The organism is Methylotenera sp. G11, assembly GCF_000799735.1.
GTDB lineage: Bacteria > Pseudomonadota > Gammaproteobacteria > Burkholderiales > Methylophilaceae > Methylotenera.
The window spans coordinates 154,973-173,103 of the sequence record NZ_JUHH01000001.1 but is presented as its reverse complement, the minus strand read 5'-3'; the positions used below and the strand labels follow the sequence as shown (position 1 = coordinate 173,103).

Below are 18,131 nucleotides of genomic sequence, written 5' to 3'. Positions count from 1 at the left end.
TTTATTGATCAGGGAACCTGCCTTATGACAGATCGCATTTCTGCAACACCATCAGCTATCGAGCTTATCCAAAAGCTTAGCGCTCAATATGGCCCGCTCATATTCATGCAGTCTGGCGGCTGCTGCGAAGGAAGCGGCCCGCTCTGCATGCCCGCAAATGAATTCAGGCCAAGTCCATCAGACGTCATTTTAGGGGAAATTGCCGGCGCTGTTTTTTACATGAGTGACAGCCACTTCTCATTCAGCGCGAATACACACACCACTCTCGATGCCGTGCCTGGCTCTGGCGGCTCATTTTCACTGGAATGCGGTACGGGTCAGGCCTTTATCACCAAAGGCCGCCTGTACAGCGACGATGAACTGAATCAGCTCAAACCTGCAGTACGCTACGGGTATTGACCCGACCCCTGCAACTGCATGCTCGCTTAAGGCGCACATAGACACGATGGCCTTACAGCCATCGCCTTCCATGACCTCGCGCCGATTTGTAGAAACCCGCAAAATAAACGGGAAAAATTTCCATTTTTAATTTCGTTATGCCATAATACTATCTGACTGACGTGCCATTGCCACAGACAGCAATCAGCCAGTGTGGAATCAAGGCAGAATATGCTGCACTTAATATTTAAATGCATCACATTCAAATGCGTCACCCAGATATATAAGGATTATCAAAAAGAAAAATCTGAAAAGAATTTTATGGTCTGGTCATAGGCCATAGAATCCTCGCATCATGCGAGGCCCCTTTAAAGGTAGCTTCGGCTACCTTCTTTTTTTATTCATAAGCCATGGATGATTGAATGACACAATATCAAGACCTGCAAACCATCGGCAATCGTATAAGCACTGAATTCCTGCATGGTGAGCAAACGTCCGGAGCCAAAAAATCCATAGCGCAATGAAGCCAGCTAAATGCAGGTTACATACCAGCAGGAGTCAACACTATGAGCCTAAAAGAAACCTCGTATCGGCGATGTAATCCGAATAGAGCCTGGCGTAAATACAAGGGGAAAAATGTGGTGCCCGGGGCCGGAATCGAACCGGCACGCCCTTGAGAGGCGAGAGATTTTAAGTCTCTTGTGTCTACCAATTTCACCACCCGGGCGGATGGAAGGTGTTCATCAAATTGCGGTGCGTATTCTAACACTTACTGGGATTTTTTCATCATCATTTCATGGAAATTTTGATATTTTTTTAGATATGCCATCAAAAACGCAGGCACATGGTTTGAATCAGTGAAGTCAACCAAAAAAGCAATGTCTGTAAGTGAACTGCACCCCAAAAACTAGACACTTTATCCAGCTTATTGAGGTGCGGGGATTTACGTCCTGGTTAGGGTTTTGCCAATGATGTGTAAGTGCTGCTTAACGGTTTTGCATTTGCCAGCAAAGCCTCTTTATCCACAATGATCTGTACGGGCGCTACAGCCTGGCACACATTCTCGGCATCCATATATTCTTCCCTGGAATATTCAGGCAAGTTACCTCGTGCCGCACCCACTTTCCTTAACAGTTCACCCTGCCCCGCATACACACGGGCATAAGCAACCTGCAAATCATATTGTGTGTTCGCCAAACTTCTCTTGGACTGGAAATACTCATTTTCAGTATCAAGCAAGTCCAGCAAGGTGCGCTGTCCGATGTCAAACTGCCTGCGGTAAGCTTCACGCGCGTTTTCGATAGAGGTCGTGTGTCGTTCACGATAGGTACGCTGCACAGCCAACTGGTTAATGTCGTTGTACGCGATAGAAACGATCTGGCGTGCATCAACACAAGCCTTATCACGCAAATCACGCGAGCCATTCAATCTTTCCGCCGATTGCTTGACCAGGTTGCTGTCTGAAAAACCATTGAACAGGTTAAAGTTCATTGTCAGTTCCAGCACGTCGGCCGCAGCATTGCTGTTTTCACCATCGGAACTGGTACCGAGGTTTTTACGTGCCTGCAGATCCAATCTAGGCATATAGCGTGCCTCGCTGGTTTTGATTTCCTTCTCTTTAGCCTGGATATCTTCCATCGCTGCAAGCAAATCTGGGTTCTGCAGATAAGCCAGCTTCAATGCCTCGGCAGCGCTGGGCTGCACACCGCCATTAAAAAACGTAGGCGCTTCCAGAGTATCTGGCGGCAAATCGCCATATAAACGCTGCATACGTGCGGTTACATCATGCAGGTTGGTCATTTCCGTCAGCAGGTTAGCTTCAGCCAATGCCAAACGTCCGCCTGCCTGCTCCAGGTCAACTTTTCTCGCCACACCGGCAGTCACGCGTTCCTGGATACGGTCAAAAAGCTGCTTGTGTACGACATAATTATCTTTGGCAAACTGGATCAGTTCACGGTAGCGCAAGGAATCAATATAGGCGCGCATAAATTCCAGCGTAGTGTTCTGCATCGCACTCTGCAACTCGTAATACCTGACGCGGCTAGTGTGCCCCAAGCGCTTCACATCATTGCTTGTTGCAAAACCGTCGAATATCATCTGCCTTAAAACCAGCTCATTATTCATACGGGGTGTAGCCGTGCCATTGTTCAGCTTAATCATTTCCTCCTGTTTTCTGTAGGTGGAAACGATATTGGCATCAGGCAGAAAATTACCACGCGCAACTTCCTGCTCATAGCCCGCCTCTAAAAACTTGTGATAGCGCGCCTGGACTTCAGGATTGGAAGTGATTGTTTTTTCAACCATGTCCTTTAATGAAACCAAAGGCTGCGCTGTTGAAATCTCAGCTGTCATTGCGGTCATGCAAAGCAGTATCAATCGTGCTGTAAATTTATATTTTTTATTCAAATCTTTACTTTCCGAAATTTGGCAAATCAGCCAGACATAGTTCAAATCTGGCTAGTTTAGATACCTAGAAAAACTATGGCAGTTAATAAAAATATTTCACATGGCGATCTTTAACATGGTGATCTTTAAACGATGCAATTACGAACGCCACATCGCAACCAATGCTTAAAATCTACAAGCAAAATCCATACCCGAAATAAATCAACATGATTTAACCGATTGGCTGAATTCAGCCGGTTAATAGTTACACAACAATTTCAAGCGAGTAATTCTAACTGTATCAATCACTTGTATGTTAATTTGTATAAAATATATGAAGATATTAACAAAATTTTACATTCGGTCACAAAACAAAAAGCGCATCTGCCAGACAGGCTCCCATGAATGCCTTTTAAAACCATATCAGCAACCATATCATGGTGACTGAATGTGTCATATATTCATCACTTGTTACAAGAATTGCATCAACAACGCTAAGCTGAAAATATCAAGCTGAATTTCCGTAACAAACAATAAAGCCCTTAACCAGATACGGTTAAGGGCTTTATGTTCAACTATCTCACTTTAAATCACAGTTAATCGGTAATCAGTTTCTGCTTGCTGATCAGGTCTGCAATAATTGCCTGGTCATTAGCAAAACCTGTTACCAGGTCCACGTTCTGCAAGGTAATGGTCTGCACTTCGTTAGCACCGTTGTAACCGCCGGAGAAGCCACCGTTATTGCTTACATGAACAATGGTATCGGTGCCTGATTTTTCAAAATGCAGAAAACTAGCCAGGTTAGTTGAATTCTCACCTGTCAGCAGGTCACGCAAGTCCAGCTTATCGCTATTGACGGTAGTATCAAAGTCGGAAATCACATCACGTGCCGGTGAGCCAGCGGTACCTGCATCTGCAAGCATCCACTTGAAGGTATCGGCTCCCAGGCCGCCGGTCATAACGTCATCACCTTTACCGCCGGTAATCACATCATCACCAGCGCCGCCGTTGAGCATGTCATTGCCGGCGCCGCCGTTAATGATGTCGTTACCGGCATCGCCACTGATTACATCACTGTTAGCGCCGCCATTCAAGGTATCGTTACCTGACGTACCGCTCAGGCCGCCCAGCGTTACACTGATCGTACCGGTATCGGTATCGCCGCTTGCATCCGTAAGCGCATATGTCAGTGGCACGGTGAAACTCGGCACATCGTTCACCGCACTTATGGTCTCGATACCCAACTTGAATGAGCCCTGGCTTCCGGCTTCAAATACCAGCTCCCTGATCAGCTCATTCCCGGGTGCCACGATGGTATACATGCCATTTGCATCCAGGCTTGCATTCGTCACACGATAAGTGAATGTCGAGCCATCTACTGTCGTACCGTAAATGGTTAACTCATCCGGCGCGCTGGCAGATGCACTGTCAAAGTTAAAGAACGATATCTTCATGGACGCAACGGCATTGCCACTGGTACCGCCGGCAAAGTCCATCGTCACGCGCTCACCAGGATTCATCAGGTTGTTGGAAGCACCGATATATTTATTATTGGTATTAATGGTAGTTGTCGTGCCATCAATATAATTTTCCCCGGTAACAACCGCATTGACCGTTGTTCCGCCGCCCGCATCAAAATTCAGCAGCAGCTCGCTGCCATTGCCGCTGGTCAGCATGTTCGACCCGGAAGCCGTCACCAAGGTACCCTGCAGACTCGTGTACTGCGTATAAGTAGCAACGGCATTTGGCGTGCCCAAGGCAATGCTTAAAGTAAACACGGTACCGACTGAAGTCGTACCGGTAATGGTGCCTAATTGCCCGTCAGGGCTCACGCTCATGGAGTATTGAACCACCTCGCCATTCGCATAAATCTTCGGCAGCGAATTTGCGACCGTTACCCAGGAGAATGTATTCGTGCCATCACCGAACGAAGTCGTAATATTCTGCGTCTGTATCGCATTGTTCAAGGTCGCCACTGCATCGGCAATCGTCGGTACCGGATTAGCGGTACCGGTACCGCTGGCCGGCATGGTGATCAAGGCTGTGGTGATTGAACCGGTTGCCGTGCCGCCTGCGGATTCCGTGCTGGTTGCGCTGGCGGTCAGCGTAAACTGGGTCCCGGCGGATTTATTCACCGTTAACAGCAGACCGGCAGCCTGGGCACGCGTCACGGTCCAGCTGTAAGCGCTCGAGCCATCGGTATCCGCCACCAGCGTTGTACCGTCACTTAATTTCAACACGGCGCCTGCAGGCAGGTTTGAACTGGTAATGGTGATAGTGTTACCAAGGGTTTCACTGCCATCGGTATCCTTCAGCGCCGCCGCCGCATTCACGGTGTAGGTATAGCTGAATACGCCGGTGACATTCAGCGTGGCGTTATCAAGCGTTACGCTTGCACCAGCCGTAGATGGCGAAGTAAGCCGCAGTGTATTGCTGGCCCCGGCTGTCACAGTGAATGTTGCAATGCCGCCCGTATAACTGCTTGGCGTCAGGGCAACGCCATTCCAGCGCACGATACCGTTTGCCGCACTAGGTGCAGTAGAGGAAGCAACGGTAAATGTATAACTCTGACCGCTCGTCAAGCCGCTTACCGCCTGCTCGGCATATGCCGTGTGAGTAGCCTGGCCGTTACCTGTTTTAAGCACCAGTGCGCTGGAAGTCAGCGTTGCTGTACCACCGCCAGAATTGCCTGTGGTCCAGCCTGTAGTCAGCGCCTGGGAGAAATCACCATTCGTAATGACATTCTGTGATGTAGTGCCGGCGTTCACAGGCACACTGCTCACGTTGATCGTAACCCCTGGAGCATCCGCTACCGCTGCAACATTGACCGTCACTACAGAAGTCACGCTCAGCCCTACCTCATTGGTTTTGGTGATCGTAAAGCTATCAGTGCCGGACCAGTTGGCATTCGGCGTGTAAATGAGGTCACCGCCTGAGTTCGTTACCGTACCGTGTGCAGCCTGACCCAGCACCGCATAGTCGTAACTGGCTCCGGACAGAATCGTCAGCGCCGTATCTTCAGTAGCACTGACTACGATAGGATCCACAATCAAGGTTGAAGCGCTGACACCCACACCGCTATTGGCAATACCGGCATCTGCTGTGGTCGCCACCAGCCTGATCACTTCATCAGGCTCTGCTAGCGCATCAGCACGTGTTCGGACCTGGATCTCTGCCGTCGGGTTGCTGGTAGTACTGCCGGGAATTGTTATCGTATTGCTGGCTAAGCTCAACCATGTCGCGCCACCATTCAGGCTGTATTCATAATCCGCCAGCGCACCCGGTGTCGCAACACCTTCAAATGTAAGGCTCACAACCGTAGCGCTTGCTTTGGTAGAACTTAATTCCAGTGCAAAAATGGCTGTATTGCCTTCAGACACATACGAAGCCCCGCTCACCAGCAGTGATGGTAAATCATTGATCGAGGTCTCGCCGGTAGCACTTGTATTTGCCAAGTCAGCCGCAGCCGTTGTGGTGGCGGTCAGCGTCAATGACTCACTTACTACGCCTGAACCATCATCATTGACCACGGTCTTGACTTTGACTTCAGCCCTGGTCTGGCCGATTGCCAGCGTAATCTGGCTACCGCTCACATTCTGCCATGCAGTATAAGAACCATCCGCATTCTGAATGCGGTACTGCATCGGCGTCACGTAATCATCGCTTGTCGCCTCCCCGCCCAGAGTCAGATTCAAGGTCGTGCTGACAGTGCGTGGGTCGCTCAATTCTACTGCAAACACGGTCGCCTTACCTTCATCCACCGGTAACGGGCTGGAAACCGACAACTCGATATTGATGCTGAATGTAACCGTATTGCCCGTAGTGGTGTAAGTACCATCAGTCACGGTATAGGTAAAGGATTCATTACCGGTATCGTTTGTGGCAGGCACATACACCAGCAAACCATTTTCGATATTCGTATATGGAATCTGCGTATTAGCAGTGACGGTTACCCATGCAGTGCCATTGTAATATTTCAGCAATCCCTGACCCGGCACGGAGGTAATCGTAACAACCAGCGCATCATTTGCGTCTTTATCAATGATACCGAAATCGTCAGCCGTCAGCACATGCGTAGCATTTTTCGGAATAGGAATAGTCGCATCCTGCGCTGTAGGATTATCCTGATCACCGGTAATCGTTACCGTAATATTATGGGTCGTTCCGTCTTTGCTGGTAACAGTAAAGACCTCCGAACGCGTCTGGCCTTCCGCAAGGTACTGAACATCATCATTCGATACTGCGTAAGTCCATTGGCCAGCAGAGTTGATCATCAGAGTACCAAGATTGCCATTGCTGATGACAGGAACGGATGTGTCAATCAATGACTGCCCGCTGTCAGGATCAGTCACAATCAGGGTCCCTGCCGTAGTCAGCATACCTCCGGCAACTGCTAGATCTTCTGTTACGGATCCGGTATCAGCGCCACTGAATACAGGCAAATCATTAGTGCCGGTAATTGTAATCGTCAGTGTCGCAGTATCAGCACCGGACAAGCCATTGGATATAGTGTAGTTAAAGACATCATTCACGGTAACGCCTGCCGCCAGGCTCTCGGCATTATTAGCCACATAGGTATAACTGCCGTTTGCATTCAGCGTCAGCGAACCATAAGTACCTGGAATAGATGTTCCGACATTACCGGCAACACCATTCACGGCAGATACGTGGATTGGATTAGCGTTATTATCGAAATCATTTACAAGCACGCCGGGCGTACCTACGGTCAGCGTAGCATTTTCATTGACCGCCCCTGAATCATTGAATGCCTCCGTAACCAGGTTATTCACATTAACAGTCACCGTAGCAGTATCGCTAAAGCTACCATCTGAAGCCGTAATAGTCAGGTTATGTACGGTTGCAGCCTCGTAATTCAACGTCTTGCCGGCGGCAATCGTGATTACACCCGTAGCTGAGTTAATTTCAAAGATACCGGCCGCATTGCCTCCAGTAATACTGTAAGTAATGCTATTGCCATCACGGTCAAAGTCCGTACCCGTGAAACTATCATTTACGTTATATATCAGGGTACCAGGGTCGATATTTTCATCAAAAGCAACCGTAGTATTCACAATGTCTGGTGCATTGTCATTGAGGTTAATAACAGCGAGCGTGACCGCTTGCGTGGTGGCCGCGTTGACGCCGTCGCTGGCTTCTACCGTGAAGCTGTAGCTGGCTTTGCCTTCATAGTTCGGGTTGCCGATCAGGGTCACCGCACCGGTGCTGCTGTTGATGCTGAACAGGCTGGCGTCAGTGCCGCTCAGGCTGTAGGTGATGCCGGCGCTGATGTCGGCGTTGTCGGTGGCGGTCGCGGTGTACACGACCTGGCCGGCGCCGGAGTTTTCGGCGATGGCGGTCGCGGTAGTGCCGCTGGTGATGGTCGGCGCCACTTCGTCCACGTTGGTGACGGCGAGCGTGACCGCTTGCGTGGTCGCCGGGTTGACGCCGTCGCTGGCTTCTACCGTGAAGCTGTAGCTGGCTTTGCCTTCATAGTTCGGGTTGCCGATCAGGGTCACCGCACCGGTGCTGCTGTTGATGCTGAACAGGCTGGCGTCAGTGCCGCTCAGGCTGTAGGTGATGCCGGCGCTGATGTCGGCGTTGTCGGTGGCGGTCGCGGTGTACACGACCTGGCCGGCGCCGGAGTTTTCGGCGATGGCGGTCGCGGTAGTGCCGCTGGTGATGGTCGGCGCCACTTCGTCCACGTTGGTGACGGCGAGCGTGACCGCTTGCGTGGTCGCCGGGTTGACGCCGTCGCTGGCTTCTACCGTGAAGCTGTAGCTGGCTTTGCCTTCATAGTTCGGGTTGCCGATCAGGGTCACCGCACCGGTGCTGCTGTTGATGCTGAACAGGCTGGCGTCAGTGCCGCTCAGGCTGTAGGTGATGCCGGCGCTGATGTCGGCGTTGTCGGTGGCGGTCGCGGTGTACACGACTTGGCCGGCGCCGGAGTTCTCGGCGATGGCGGTCGCGGTAGTGCCGCTGGTGATGGTCGGGGCCACTTCGTCCAGGTTGGTGACGGCGAGCGTGACCGCTTGCGTGGTCGCCGGGTTGACGCCGTCGCTGGCTTCTACCGTGAAGCTGTAGCTGGCTTTGCCTTCATAGTTCGGGTTGCCGATCAGGGTCACCGCACCGGTGCTGCTGTTGATGCTGAACAGGCTGGCGTCAGTGCCGCTCAGGCTGTAGGTGATGCCGGCGCTGATGTCGGCGTTGTCGGTGGCGGTCGCGGTGTACACGACCTGGCCGGCGCCGGAGTTCTCGGCGATGGCGGTCGCGGTAGTGCCGCTGGTGATGGTCGGCGCCACTTCGTCCAGGTTGGTGACGGCGAGCGTGACCGCTTGCGTGGTCGCCGGGTTGACGCCGTCGCTGGCTTCGACCGTGAAGCTGTAGCTGGCTTTGCCTTCATAGTTCGGGTTGCCGATCAGGGTCACCGCACCGGTGCTGCTGTTGATGCTGAACAGGCTGGCGTCAGTGCCGCTCAGGCTGTAGGTGATGCCGGCGCTGATGTCGGCGTTGTCGGTGGCGGTCGCGGTGTACACGACCTGGCCGGCGCCGGAGTTCTCGGCGATGGCGGTCGCGGTAGTGCCGCTGGTGATGGTCGGGGCCACTTCGTCCAGGTTGGTGACGGCGAGCGTGACCGCTTGCGTGGTGGCCGCGTTGACGCCGTCGCTGGCTTCGACCGTGAAGCTGTAGCTGGCTTTGCCTTCATAGTTCGGGTTGCCGATCAGGGTCACCGCACCGGTGCTGCTGTTGATGCTGAACAGGCCAGCGTCAGTGCCGCTCAGGCTGTAGGTGATGCCGGCGCTGATGTCGGCGTTGTCGGTGGCGGTCGCGGTGTACACGACCTGGCCGGCGCCGGAGTTTTCGGCGATGGCGGTCGCGGTAGTGCCGCTGGTGATGGTCGGCGCCACTTCGTCCAGGTTGGTGACGGCGAGCGTGACCGCTTGCGTGGTCGCCGGGTTGACGCCGTCGCTGGCTTCTACCGTGAAGCTGTAGCTGGCTTTGCCTTCATAGTTCGGGTTGCCGATCAGGGTCACCGCACCGGTGCTGCTGTTGATGCTGAACAGGCTGGCGTCAGTGCCGCTCAGGCTGTAGGTGATGCCGGCGCTGATGTCGGCGTTGTCGGTGGCGGTCGCGGTGTACACGACCTGGCCGGCGCCGGAGTTCTCGGCGATGGCGGTCGCGGTAGTGCCGCTGGTGATGGTCGGCGCCACTTCGTCCACGTTGGTGACGGCGAGCGTGACCGCTTGCGTGGTCGCCGGGTTGACGCCGTCGCTGGCTTCGACCGTGAAGCTGTAGCTGGCTTTGCCTTCATAGTTCGGGTTGCCGATCAGGGTCACCGCACCGGTGCTGCTGTTGATGCTGAACAGGCTGGCGTCAGTGCCGCTCAGGCTGTAGGTGATGCCGGCGCTGATGTCGGCGTTGTCGGTGGCGGTCGCGGTGTACACGACTTGGCCGGCGCCGGAGTTCTCGGCGATGGCGGTCGCGGTAGTGCCGCTGGTGATGGTCGGCGCCACTTCGTCCAGGTTGGTGACGGCGAGCGTGACCGCTTGCGTGGTCGCCGGGTTGACGCCGTCGCTGGCTTCGACCGTGAAGCTGTAGCTGGCTTTGCCTTCATAGTTCGGGTTGCCGATCAGGGTCACCGCACCGGTGCTGCTGTTGATGCTGAACAGGCTGGCGTCAGTGCCGCTCAGGCTGTAGGTGATGCCGGCGCTGATGTCGGCGTTGTCGGTGGCGGTCGCGGTGTACACGACCTGGCCGGCGCCGGAGTTTTCGGCGATGGCGGTCGCGGTAGTGCCGCTGGTGATGGTCGGCGCCACTTCGTCCACGTTGGTGACGGCGAGCGTGACCGCTTGCGTGGTCGCCGGGTTGACGCCGTCGCTGGCTTCTACCGTGAAGCTGTAGCTGGCTTTGCCTTCATAGTTCGGGTTGCCGATCAGGGTCACCGCACCGGTGCTGCTGTTGATGCTGAACAGGCTGGCGTCAGTGCCGCTCAGGCTGTAGGTGATGCCGGCGCTGATGTCGGCGTTGTCGGTGGCGGTCGCGGTGTACACGACCTGGCCGGCGCCGGAGTTTTCGGCGATGGCGGTCGCGGTAGTGCCGCTGGTGATGGTCGGCGCCACTTCGTCCACGTTGGTGACGGCGAGCGTGACCGCTTGCGTGGTCGCCGGGTTGACGCCGTCGCTGGCTTCTACCGTGAAGCTGTAGCTGGCTTTGCCTTCATAGTTCGGGTTGCCGATCAGGGTCACCGCACCGGTGCTGCTGTTGATGCTGAACAGGCTGGCGTCAGTGCCGCTCAGGCTGTAGGTGATGCCGGCGCTGATGTCGGCGTTGTCGGTGGCGGTCGCGGTGTACACGACTTGGCCGGCGCCGGAGTTCTCGGCGATGGCGGTCGCGGTAGTGCCGCTGGTGATGGTCGGGGCCACTTCGTCCAGGTTGGTGACGGCGAGCGTGACCGCTTGCGTGGTCGCCGGGTTGACGCCGTCGCTGGCTTCTACCGTGAAGCTGTAGCTGGCTTTGCCTTCATAGTTCGGGTTGCCGATCAGGGTCACCGCACCGGTGCTGCTGTTGATGCTGAACAGGCTGGCGTCAGTGCCGCTCAGGCTGTAGGTGATGCCGGCGCTGATGTCGGCGTTGTCGGTGGCGGTCGCGGTGTACACGACCTGGCCGGCGCCGGAGTTCTCGGCGATGGCGGTCGCGGTAGTGCCGCTGGTGATGGTCGGCGCCACTTCGTCCAGGTTGGTGACGGCGAGCGTGACCGCTTGCGTGGTCGCCGGGTTGACGCCGTCGCTGGCTTCGACCGTGAAGCTGTAGCTGGCTTTGCCTTCATAGTTCGGGTTGCCGATCAGGGTCACCGCACCGGTGCTGCTGTTGATGCTGAACAGGCTGGCGTCCGTGCCGCTCAGGCTGTAAGTGATGCCAGCGCTGATGTCGGCGTTGTCGGTGGCGGTCGCGGTGTACACGACCTGGCCGGCGCCGGAGTTTTCGGCGATGGCGGTCGCGGTAGTGCCGCTGGTGATGGTCGGCGCCACTTCGTCCAGGTTGGTGACGGCGAGCGTGACCGCTTGCGTGGTCGCCGGGTTGACGCCGTCGCTGGCTTCTACCGTGAAGCTGTAGCTGGCTTTGCCTTCATAGTTCGGGTTGCCGATCAGGGTCACCGCACCGGTGCTGCTGTTGATGCTGAACAGGCTGGCGTCAGTGCCGCTCAGGCTGTAGGTGATGCCGGCGCTGATGTCGGCGTTGTCGGTGGCGGTCGCGGTGTACACGACCTGGCCGGCGCCGGAGTTTTCGGCGATGGCGGTCGCGGTAGTGCCGCTGGTGATGGTCGGCGCCACTTCGTCCAGGTTGGTGACGGCGAGCGTGACCGCTTGCGTGGTCGCCGGGTTGACGCCGTCGCTGGCTTCTACCGTGAAGCTGTAGCTGGCTTTGCCTTCATAGTTCGGGTTGCCGATCAGGGTCACCGCACCGGTGCTGCTGTTGATGCTGAACAGGCTGGCGTCAGTGCCGCTCAGGCTGTAGGTGATGCCGGCGCTGATGTCGGCGTTGTCGGTGGCGGTCGCGGTGTACACGACCTGGCCGGCGCCGGAGTTCTCGGCGATGGCGGTCGCGGTAGTGCCGCTGGTGATGGTCGGCGCCACTTCGTCCACGTTGGTGACGGCGAGCGTGACCGCTTGCGTGGTCGCCGGGTTGACGCCGTCGCTGGCTTCGACCGTGAAGCTGTAGCTGGCTTTGCCTTCATAGTTCGGGTTGCCGATCAGGGTCACCGCACCGGTGCTGCTGTTGATGCTGAACAGGCTGGCGTCAGTGCCGCTCAGGCTGTAGGTGATGCCGGCGCTGATGTCGGCGTTGTCGGTGGCGGTCGCGGTGTACACGACTTGGCCGGCGCCGGAGTTCTCGGCGATGGCGGTCGCGGTAGTGCCGCTGGTGATGGTCGGCGCCACTTCGTCCAGGTTGGTGACGGCGAGCGTGACCGCTTGCGTGGTCGCCGGGTTGACGCCGTCGCTGGCTTCTACCGTGAAGCTGTAGCTGGCTTTGCCTTCATAGTTCGGGTTGCCGATCAGGGTCACCGCACCGGTGCTGCTGTTGATGCTGAACAGGCTGGCGTCAGTGCCGCTCAGGCTGTAGGTGATGCCGGCGCTGATGTCGGCGTTGTCGGTGGCGGTCGCGGTGTACACGACCTGGCCGGCGCCGGAGTTCTCGGCGATGGCGGTCGCGGTAGTGCCGCTGGTGATGGTCGGCGCCACTTCGTCCAGGTTGGTGACGGCGAGCGTGACCGCTTGCGTGGTCGCCGGGTTGACGCCGTCGCTGGCTTCGACCGTGAAGCTGTAGCTGGCTTTGCCTTCATAGTTCGGGTTGCCGATCAGGGTCACCGCACCGGTGCTGCTGTTGATGCTGAACAGGCTGGCGTCAGTGCCGCTCAGGCTGTAGGTGATGCCGGCGCTGATGTCGGCGTTGTCGGTGGCGGTCGCGGTGTACACGACCTGGCCGGCGCCGGAGTTCTCGGCGATGGCGGTCGCGGTAGTGCCGCTGGTGATGGTCGGGGCCACTTCGTCCAGGTTGGTGACGGCGAGCGTGACCGCTTGCGTGGTCGCCGCGTTGACGCCGTCGCTGGCTTCGACCGTGAAGCTGTAGCTGGCTTTGCCTTCATAGTTCGGGTTGCCGATCAGGGTCACCGCACCGGTGCTGCTGTTGATGCTGAACAGGCTGGCGTCCGTGCCGCTCAGGCTGTAAGTGATGCCAGCGCTGATGTCGGCGTTGTCGGTGGCGGTCGCGGTGTACACGACCTGGCCGGCGCCGGAGTTTTCGGCGATGGCGGTCGCGGTAGTGCCGCTGGTGATGGTCGGCGCCACTTCGTCCAGGTTGGTGACGGCGAGCGTGACCGCTTGCGTGGTCGCCGGGTTGACGCCGTCGCTGGCTTCTACCGTGAAGCTGTAGCTGGCTTTGCCTTCATAGTTCGGGTTGCCGATCAGGGTCACCGCACCGGTGCTGCTGTTGATGCTGAACAGGCTGGCGTCAGTGCCGCTCAGGCTGTAGGTGATGCCGGCGCTGATGTCGGCGTTGTCGGTGGCGGTCGCGGTGTACACGACCTGGCCGGCGCCGGAGTTTTCGGCGATGGCGGTCGCGGTAGTGCCGCTGGTGATGGTCGGCGCCACTTCGTCCAGGTTGGTGACGGCGAGCGTGACCGCTTGCGTGGTCGCCGGGTTGACGCCGTCGCTGGCTTCTACCGTGAAGCTGTAGCTGGCTTTGCCTTCATAGTTCGGGTTGCCGATCAGGGTCACCGCACCGGTGCTGCTGTTGATGCTGAACAGGCTGGCGTCCGTGCCGCTCAGGCTGTAGGTGATGCCGGCGCTGATGTCGGCGTTGTCGGTGGCGGTCGCGGTGTACACGACCTGGCCGGCGCCGGAGTTCTCGGCGATGGCGGTCGCGGTAGTGCCGCTGGTGATGGTCGGCGCCACTTCGTCCACGTTGGTGACGGCGAGCGTGACCGCTTGCGTGGTCGCCGGGTTGACGCCGTCGCTGGCTTCGACCGTGAAGCTGTAGCTGGCTTTGCCTTCATAGTTCGGGTTGCCGATCAGGGTCACCGCACCGGTGCTGCTGTTGATGCTGAACAGGCTGGCGTCAGTGCCGCTCAGGCTGTAGGTGATGCCGGCGCTGATGTCGGCGTTGTCGGTGGCGGTCGCGGTGTACACGACTTGGCCGGCGCCGGAGTTCTCGGCGATGGCGGTCGCGGTAGTGCCGCTGGTGATGGTCGGCGCCACTTCGTCCAGGTTGGTGACGGCGAGCGTGACCGCTTGCGTGGTCGCCGGGTTGACGCCGTCGCTGGCTTCTACCGTGAAGCTGTAGCTGGCTTTGCCTTCATAGTTCGGGTTGCCGATCAGGGTCACCGCACCGGTGCTGCTGTTGATGCTGAACAGGCTGGCGTCAGTGCCGCTCAGGCTGTAGGTGATGCCGGCGCTGATGTCGGCGTTGTCGGTGGCGGTCGCGGTGTACACGACCTGGCCGGCGCCGGAGTTCTCGGCGATGGCGGTCGCGGTAGTGCCGCTGGTGATGGTCGGCGCCACTTCGTCCAGGTTGGTGACGGCGAGCGTGACCGCTTGCGTGGTCGCCGGGTTGACGCCGTCGCTGGCTTCGACCGTGAAGCTGTAGCTGGCTTTGCCTTCATAGTTCGGGTTGCCGATCAGGGTCACCGCACCGGTGCTGCTGTTGATGCTGAACAGGCTGGCGTCAGTGCCGCTCAGGCTGTAGGTGATGCCGGCGCTGATGTCGGCGTTGTCGGTGGCGGTCGCGGTGTACACGACCTGGCCGGCGCCGGAGTTTTCGGCGATGGCGGTCGCGGTAGTGCCGCTGGTGATGGTCGGCGCCACTTCGTCCACGTTGGTGACGGCGAGCGTGACCGCTTGCGTGGTCGCCGGGTTGACGCCGTCGCTGGCTTCTACCGTGAAGCTGTAGCTGGCTTTGCCTTCATAGTTCGGGTTGCCGATCAGGGTCACCGCACCGGTGCTGCTGTTGATGCTGAACAGGCTGGCGTCAGTGCCGCTCAGGCTGTAGGTGATGCCGGCGCTGATGTCGGCGTTGTCGGTGGCGGTCGCGGTGTACACGACCTGGCCGGCGCCGGAGTTTTCGGCGATGGCGGTCGCGGTAGTGCCGCTGGTGATGGTCGGCGCCACTTCGTCCACGTTGGTGACGGCGAGCGTGACCGCTTGCGTGGTCGCCGGGTTGACGCCGTCGCTGGCTTCTACCGTGAAGCTGTAGCTGGCTTTGCCTTCATAGTTCGGGTTGCCGATCAGGGTCACCGCACCGGTGCTGCTGTTGATGCTGAACAGGCTGGCGTCAGTGCCGCTCAGGCTGTAGGTGATGCCGGCGCTGATGTCGGCGTTGTCGGTGGCGGTCGCGGTGTACACGACTTGGCCGGCGCCGGAGTTCTCGGCGATGGCGGTCGCGGTAGTGCCGCTGGTGATGGTCGGGGCCACTTCGTCCAGGTTGGTGACGGCGAGCGTGACCGCTTGCGTGGTCGCCGGGTTGACGCCGTCGCTGGCTTCTACCGTGAAGCTGTAGCTGGCTTTGCCTTCATAGTTCGGGTTGCCGATCAGGGTCACCGCACCGGTGCTGCTGTTGATGCTGAACAGGCCAGCGTCAGTGCCGCTCAGGCTGTAGGTGATGCCAGCGCTGATGTCGGCGTTGTCGGTGGCGGTCGCGGTGTACACGACCTGGCCGGCGCCGGAGTTTTCTGCGATGGCGGTCGCGGTGGTGCCGCTGGTGATGGTCGGGGCCACTTCGTCCAGGTTGGTGACGGCGAGCGTGACCGCTTGCGTGGTGGCCGGGTTGACGCCGTCGCTGGCTTCTACCGTGAAGCTGTAGCTGGCTTTGCCTTCATAGTTCGGGTTGCCGATCAGGGTCACCGCACCGGTGCTGCTGTTGATGCTGAACAGGCTGGCGTCAGTGCCGCTCAGGCTGTAGGTGATGCCGGCGCTGATGTCGGCGTTGTCGGTGGCGGTCGCGGTGTACACGACCTGGCCGGCGCCGGAGTTCTCGGCGATGGCGGTCGCGGTAGTGCCGCTGGTGATGGTCGGGGCCACTTCGTCCAGGTTGGTGACGGCGAGCGTGACCGCTTGCGTGGTGGCCGGGTTGACGCCGTCGCTGGCTTCTACCGTGAAGCTGTAGCTGGCTTTGCCTTCATAGTTCGGGTTGCCGATCAGGGTCACCGCACCGGTGCTGCTGTTGATGCTGAACAGGCTGGCGTCAGTGCCGCTCAGGCTGTAGGTGATGCCAGCGCTGATGTCGGCACTGTCGGTGGCGGTCGCGGTGTACACGACTTGGCCGGCGCCGGAGTTTTCGGCGATGGCGGTCGCGGTAGTGCCGCTGGTGATGGTCGGGGCCACTTCGTCCAGGTTGGTGACGGCGAGCGTGACCGCTTGCGTGGTCGCCGGGTTGACGCCGTCGCTGGCTTCGACCGTGAAGCTGTAGCTGGCTTTGCCTTCATAGTTCGGGTTGCCGATCAGGGTCACCGCACCGGTGCTGCTGTTGATGCTGAACAGGCTGGCGTCCGTGCCGCTCAGGCTGTAAGTGATGCCAGCGCTGATGTCGGCGTTGTCGGTGGCGGTCGCGGTGTACACGACCTGGCCGGCGCCGGAGTTCTCGGCGATGGCGGTCGCGGTAGTGCCGCTGGTGATGGTCGGGGCCACTTCGTCCAGGTTGGTGACGGCGAGCGTGACCGCTTGCGTGGTCGCCGCGTTGACGCCGTCGCTGGCTTCGACCGTGAAGCTGTAGCTGGCTTTGCCTTCATAGTTCGGGTTGCCGATCAGGGTCACCGCACCGGTGCTGCTGTTGATGCTGAACAGGCCAGCGTCAGTGCCGCTCAGGCTGTAGGTGATGCCGGCGCTGATGTCGGCGTTGTCGGTGGCGGTCGCGGTGTACACGACCTGGCCGGCGCCGGAGTTTTCTGCGATGGCGGTCGCGGTGGTGCCGCTGGTGATGGTCGGGGCCACTTCGTCCAGGTTGGTGACGGCGAGCGTCACCGCTTGCTTGGAAACATTACCTGATGTATCTGTTGCAATGACAATGAAATTATAATTTGACTGACTCTCGTAATCAGGATTGCCAATCAGCGTTACCGCTCCCGTAACCGCATCAATACTAAACAATGCTGAATCAGCACCACCAAGGCTAAAGGTCACGGCACTTTCATCTGTGGCAGTCGCAACATATATAACCTGACCTGCTCCGGTATTTTCATCGATCGCGGCAGCAGTGCCGCCAGAATTAATTACAGGGGCGGTTTCATCGCCGATTATTTGATTATTAATCGACGATGAACTACTCACAACAGATGAATCGCTTACACGGGTTGCATCTGCATCCAGTGCATATTGGCCGCCTATCAGCTCAGCACTGATCCTAAGCAAATCCACAAAACCAAAACCATAGGCATTTGATTGCCCGGCGATACCGGCTGCGGTTTCTTCCAATACCGCGTTGATGTCTTTGCCTTCTTCGATGGCTTTAATGACGGTATCAATGGTGGCAAGGTTAATGGAGCTATCCAGCGGATCGGGCACAAACACGCTGCCCAGATCTTCGGTAAAAGCGACCAGTTGTTCGGCACTGATATGGATCACACGTCCGTTAGCCAGTTCAAGATCCACTTCCACGCCACGCGGCGTCTGGATGGTATCGCCGGTCTGGATGCTGTCACCAAGATGCAGGTCGCGTTTCTCTCCATTACCTGTGATCAGTGAAGCTACGCCTGTCATGCCAACGATTCTGCCGATTAATGCCATTTTTTGCACCTTAACTTTTTAGTGTGTTTAGTATTTTTTTCTTTTACCGCTTTCGCATTAAACACGTTATTTGTAAACGAACATATTGTACTGATG

The 18,131-nt window shown here is 57.6% G+C and carries 3 protein-coding genes and 1 tRNA gene; 1 reads left to right on the top strand and 3 read right to left on the bottom strand.

Annotated features, from left to right (window positions below; translation table 11 throughout):
- The first annotated feature begins 24 nt into the window (after positions 1-24).
- Positions 25-399: a DUF779 domain-containing protein gene (locus GQ51_RS00805; RefSeq protein ID WP_047548583.1), complete on the top strand. Its 375-nt coding sequence runs from the start codon at positions 25-27 to the stop codon at positions 397-399.
- A gap of 618 nt (positions 400-1,017) precedes the next feature.
- Here the strand turns inward: GQ51_RS00805 and GQ51_RS00800 are convergent.
- The 3 genes from GQ51_RS00800 to GQ51_RS12370 all read right to left on the bottom strand — a co-directional run bounded on the left by GQ51_RS00800 (position 1,018) and on the right by GQ51_RS12370 (position 18,035).
- Positions 1,018-1,105: transfer RNA gene (locus tag GQ51_RS00800), tRNA-Leu, on the bottom strand.
- Between the two features lie 227 nt (positions 1,106-1,332).
- Positions 1,333-2,739: a TolC family outer membrane protein gene (locus GQ51_RS00795; protein WP_081987156.1), complete on the bottom strand. Its 1,407-nt coding sequence runs from the start codon at positions 2,737-2,739 to the stop codon at positions 1,333-1,335.
- 620 nt (positions 2,740-3,359) lie between these two features.
- Positions 3,360-18,035: a retention module-containing protein gene (locus tag GQ51_RS12370; RefSeq protein WP_047548580.1), complete on the bottom strand. Its 14,676-nt coding sequence runs from the start codon at positions 18,033-18,035 to the stop codon at positions 3,360-3,362.
- Positions 18,036-18,131: the final 96 nt, after the last annotated feature.

What these genes read in the sequence shown, in the direction of transcription:
- GQ51_RS00805 (WP_047548583.1), top strand. Translation starts at nt 25, where the DNA reads ATGACAGATCGCATTTCTGCAACACCATCAGCTATCGAGCTTATCCAA.
- GQ51_RS12370 (WP_047548580.1), bottom strand. Translation starts at nt 18,035, where the DNA reads ATGGCATTAATCGGCAGAATCGTTGGCATGACAGGCGTAGCTTCACTG.
- GQ51_RS00795 (WP_081987156.1), bottom strand. Translation starts at nt 2,739, where the DNA reads ATGACCGCAATGACAGCTGAGATTTCAACAGCGCAGCCTTTGGTTTCA.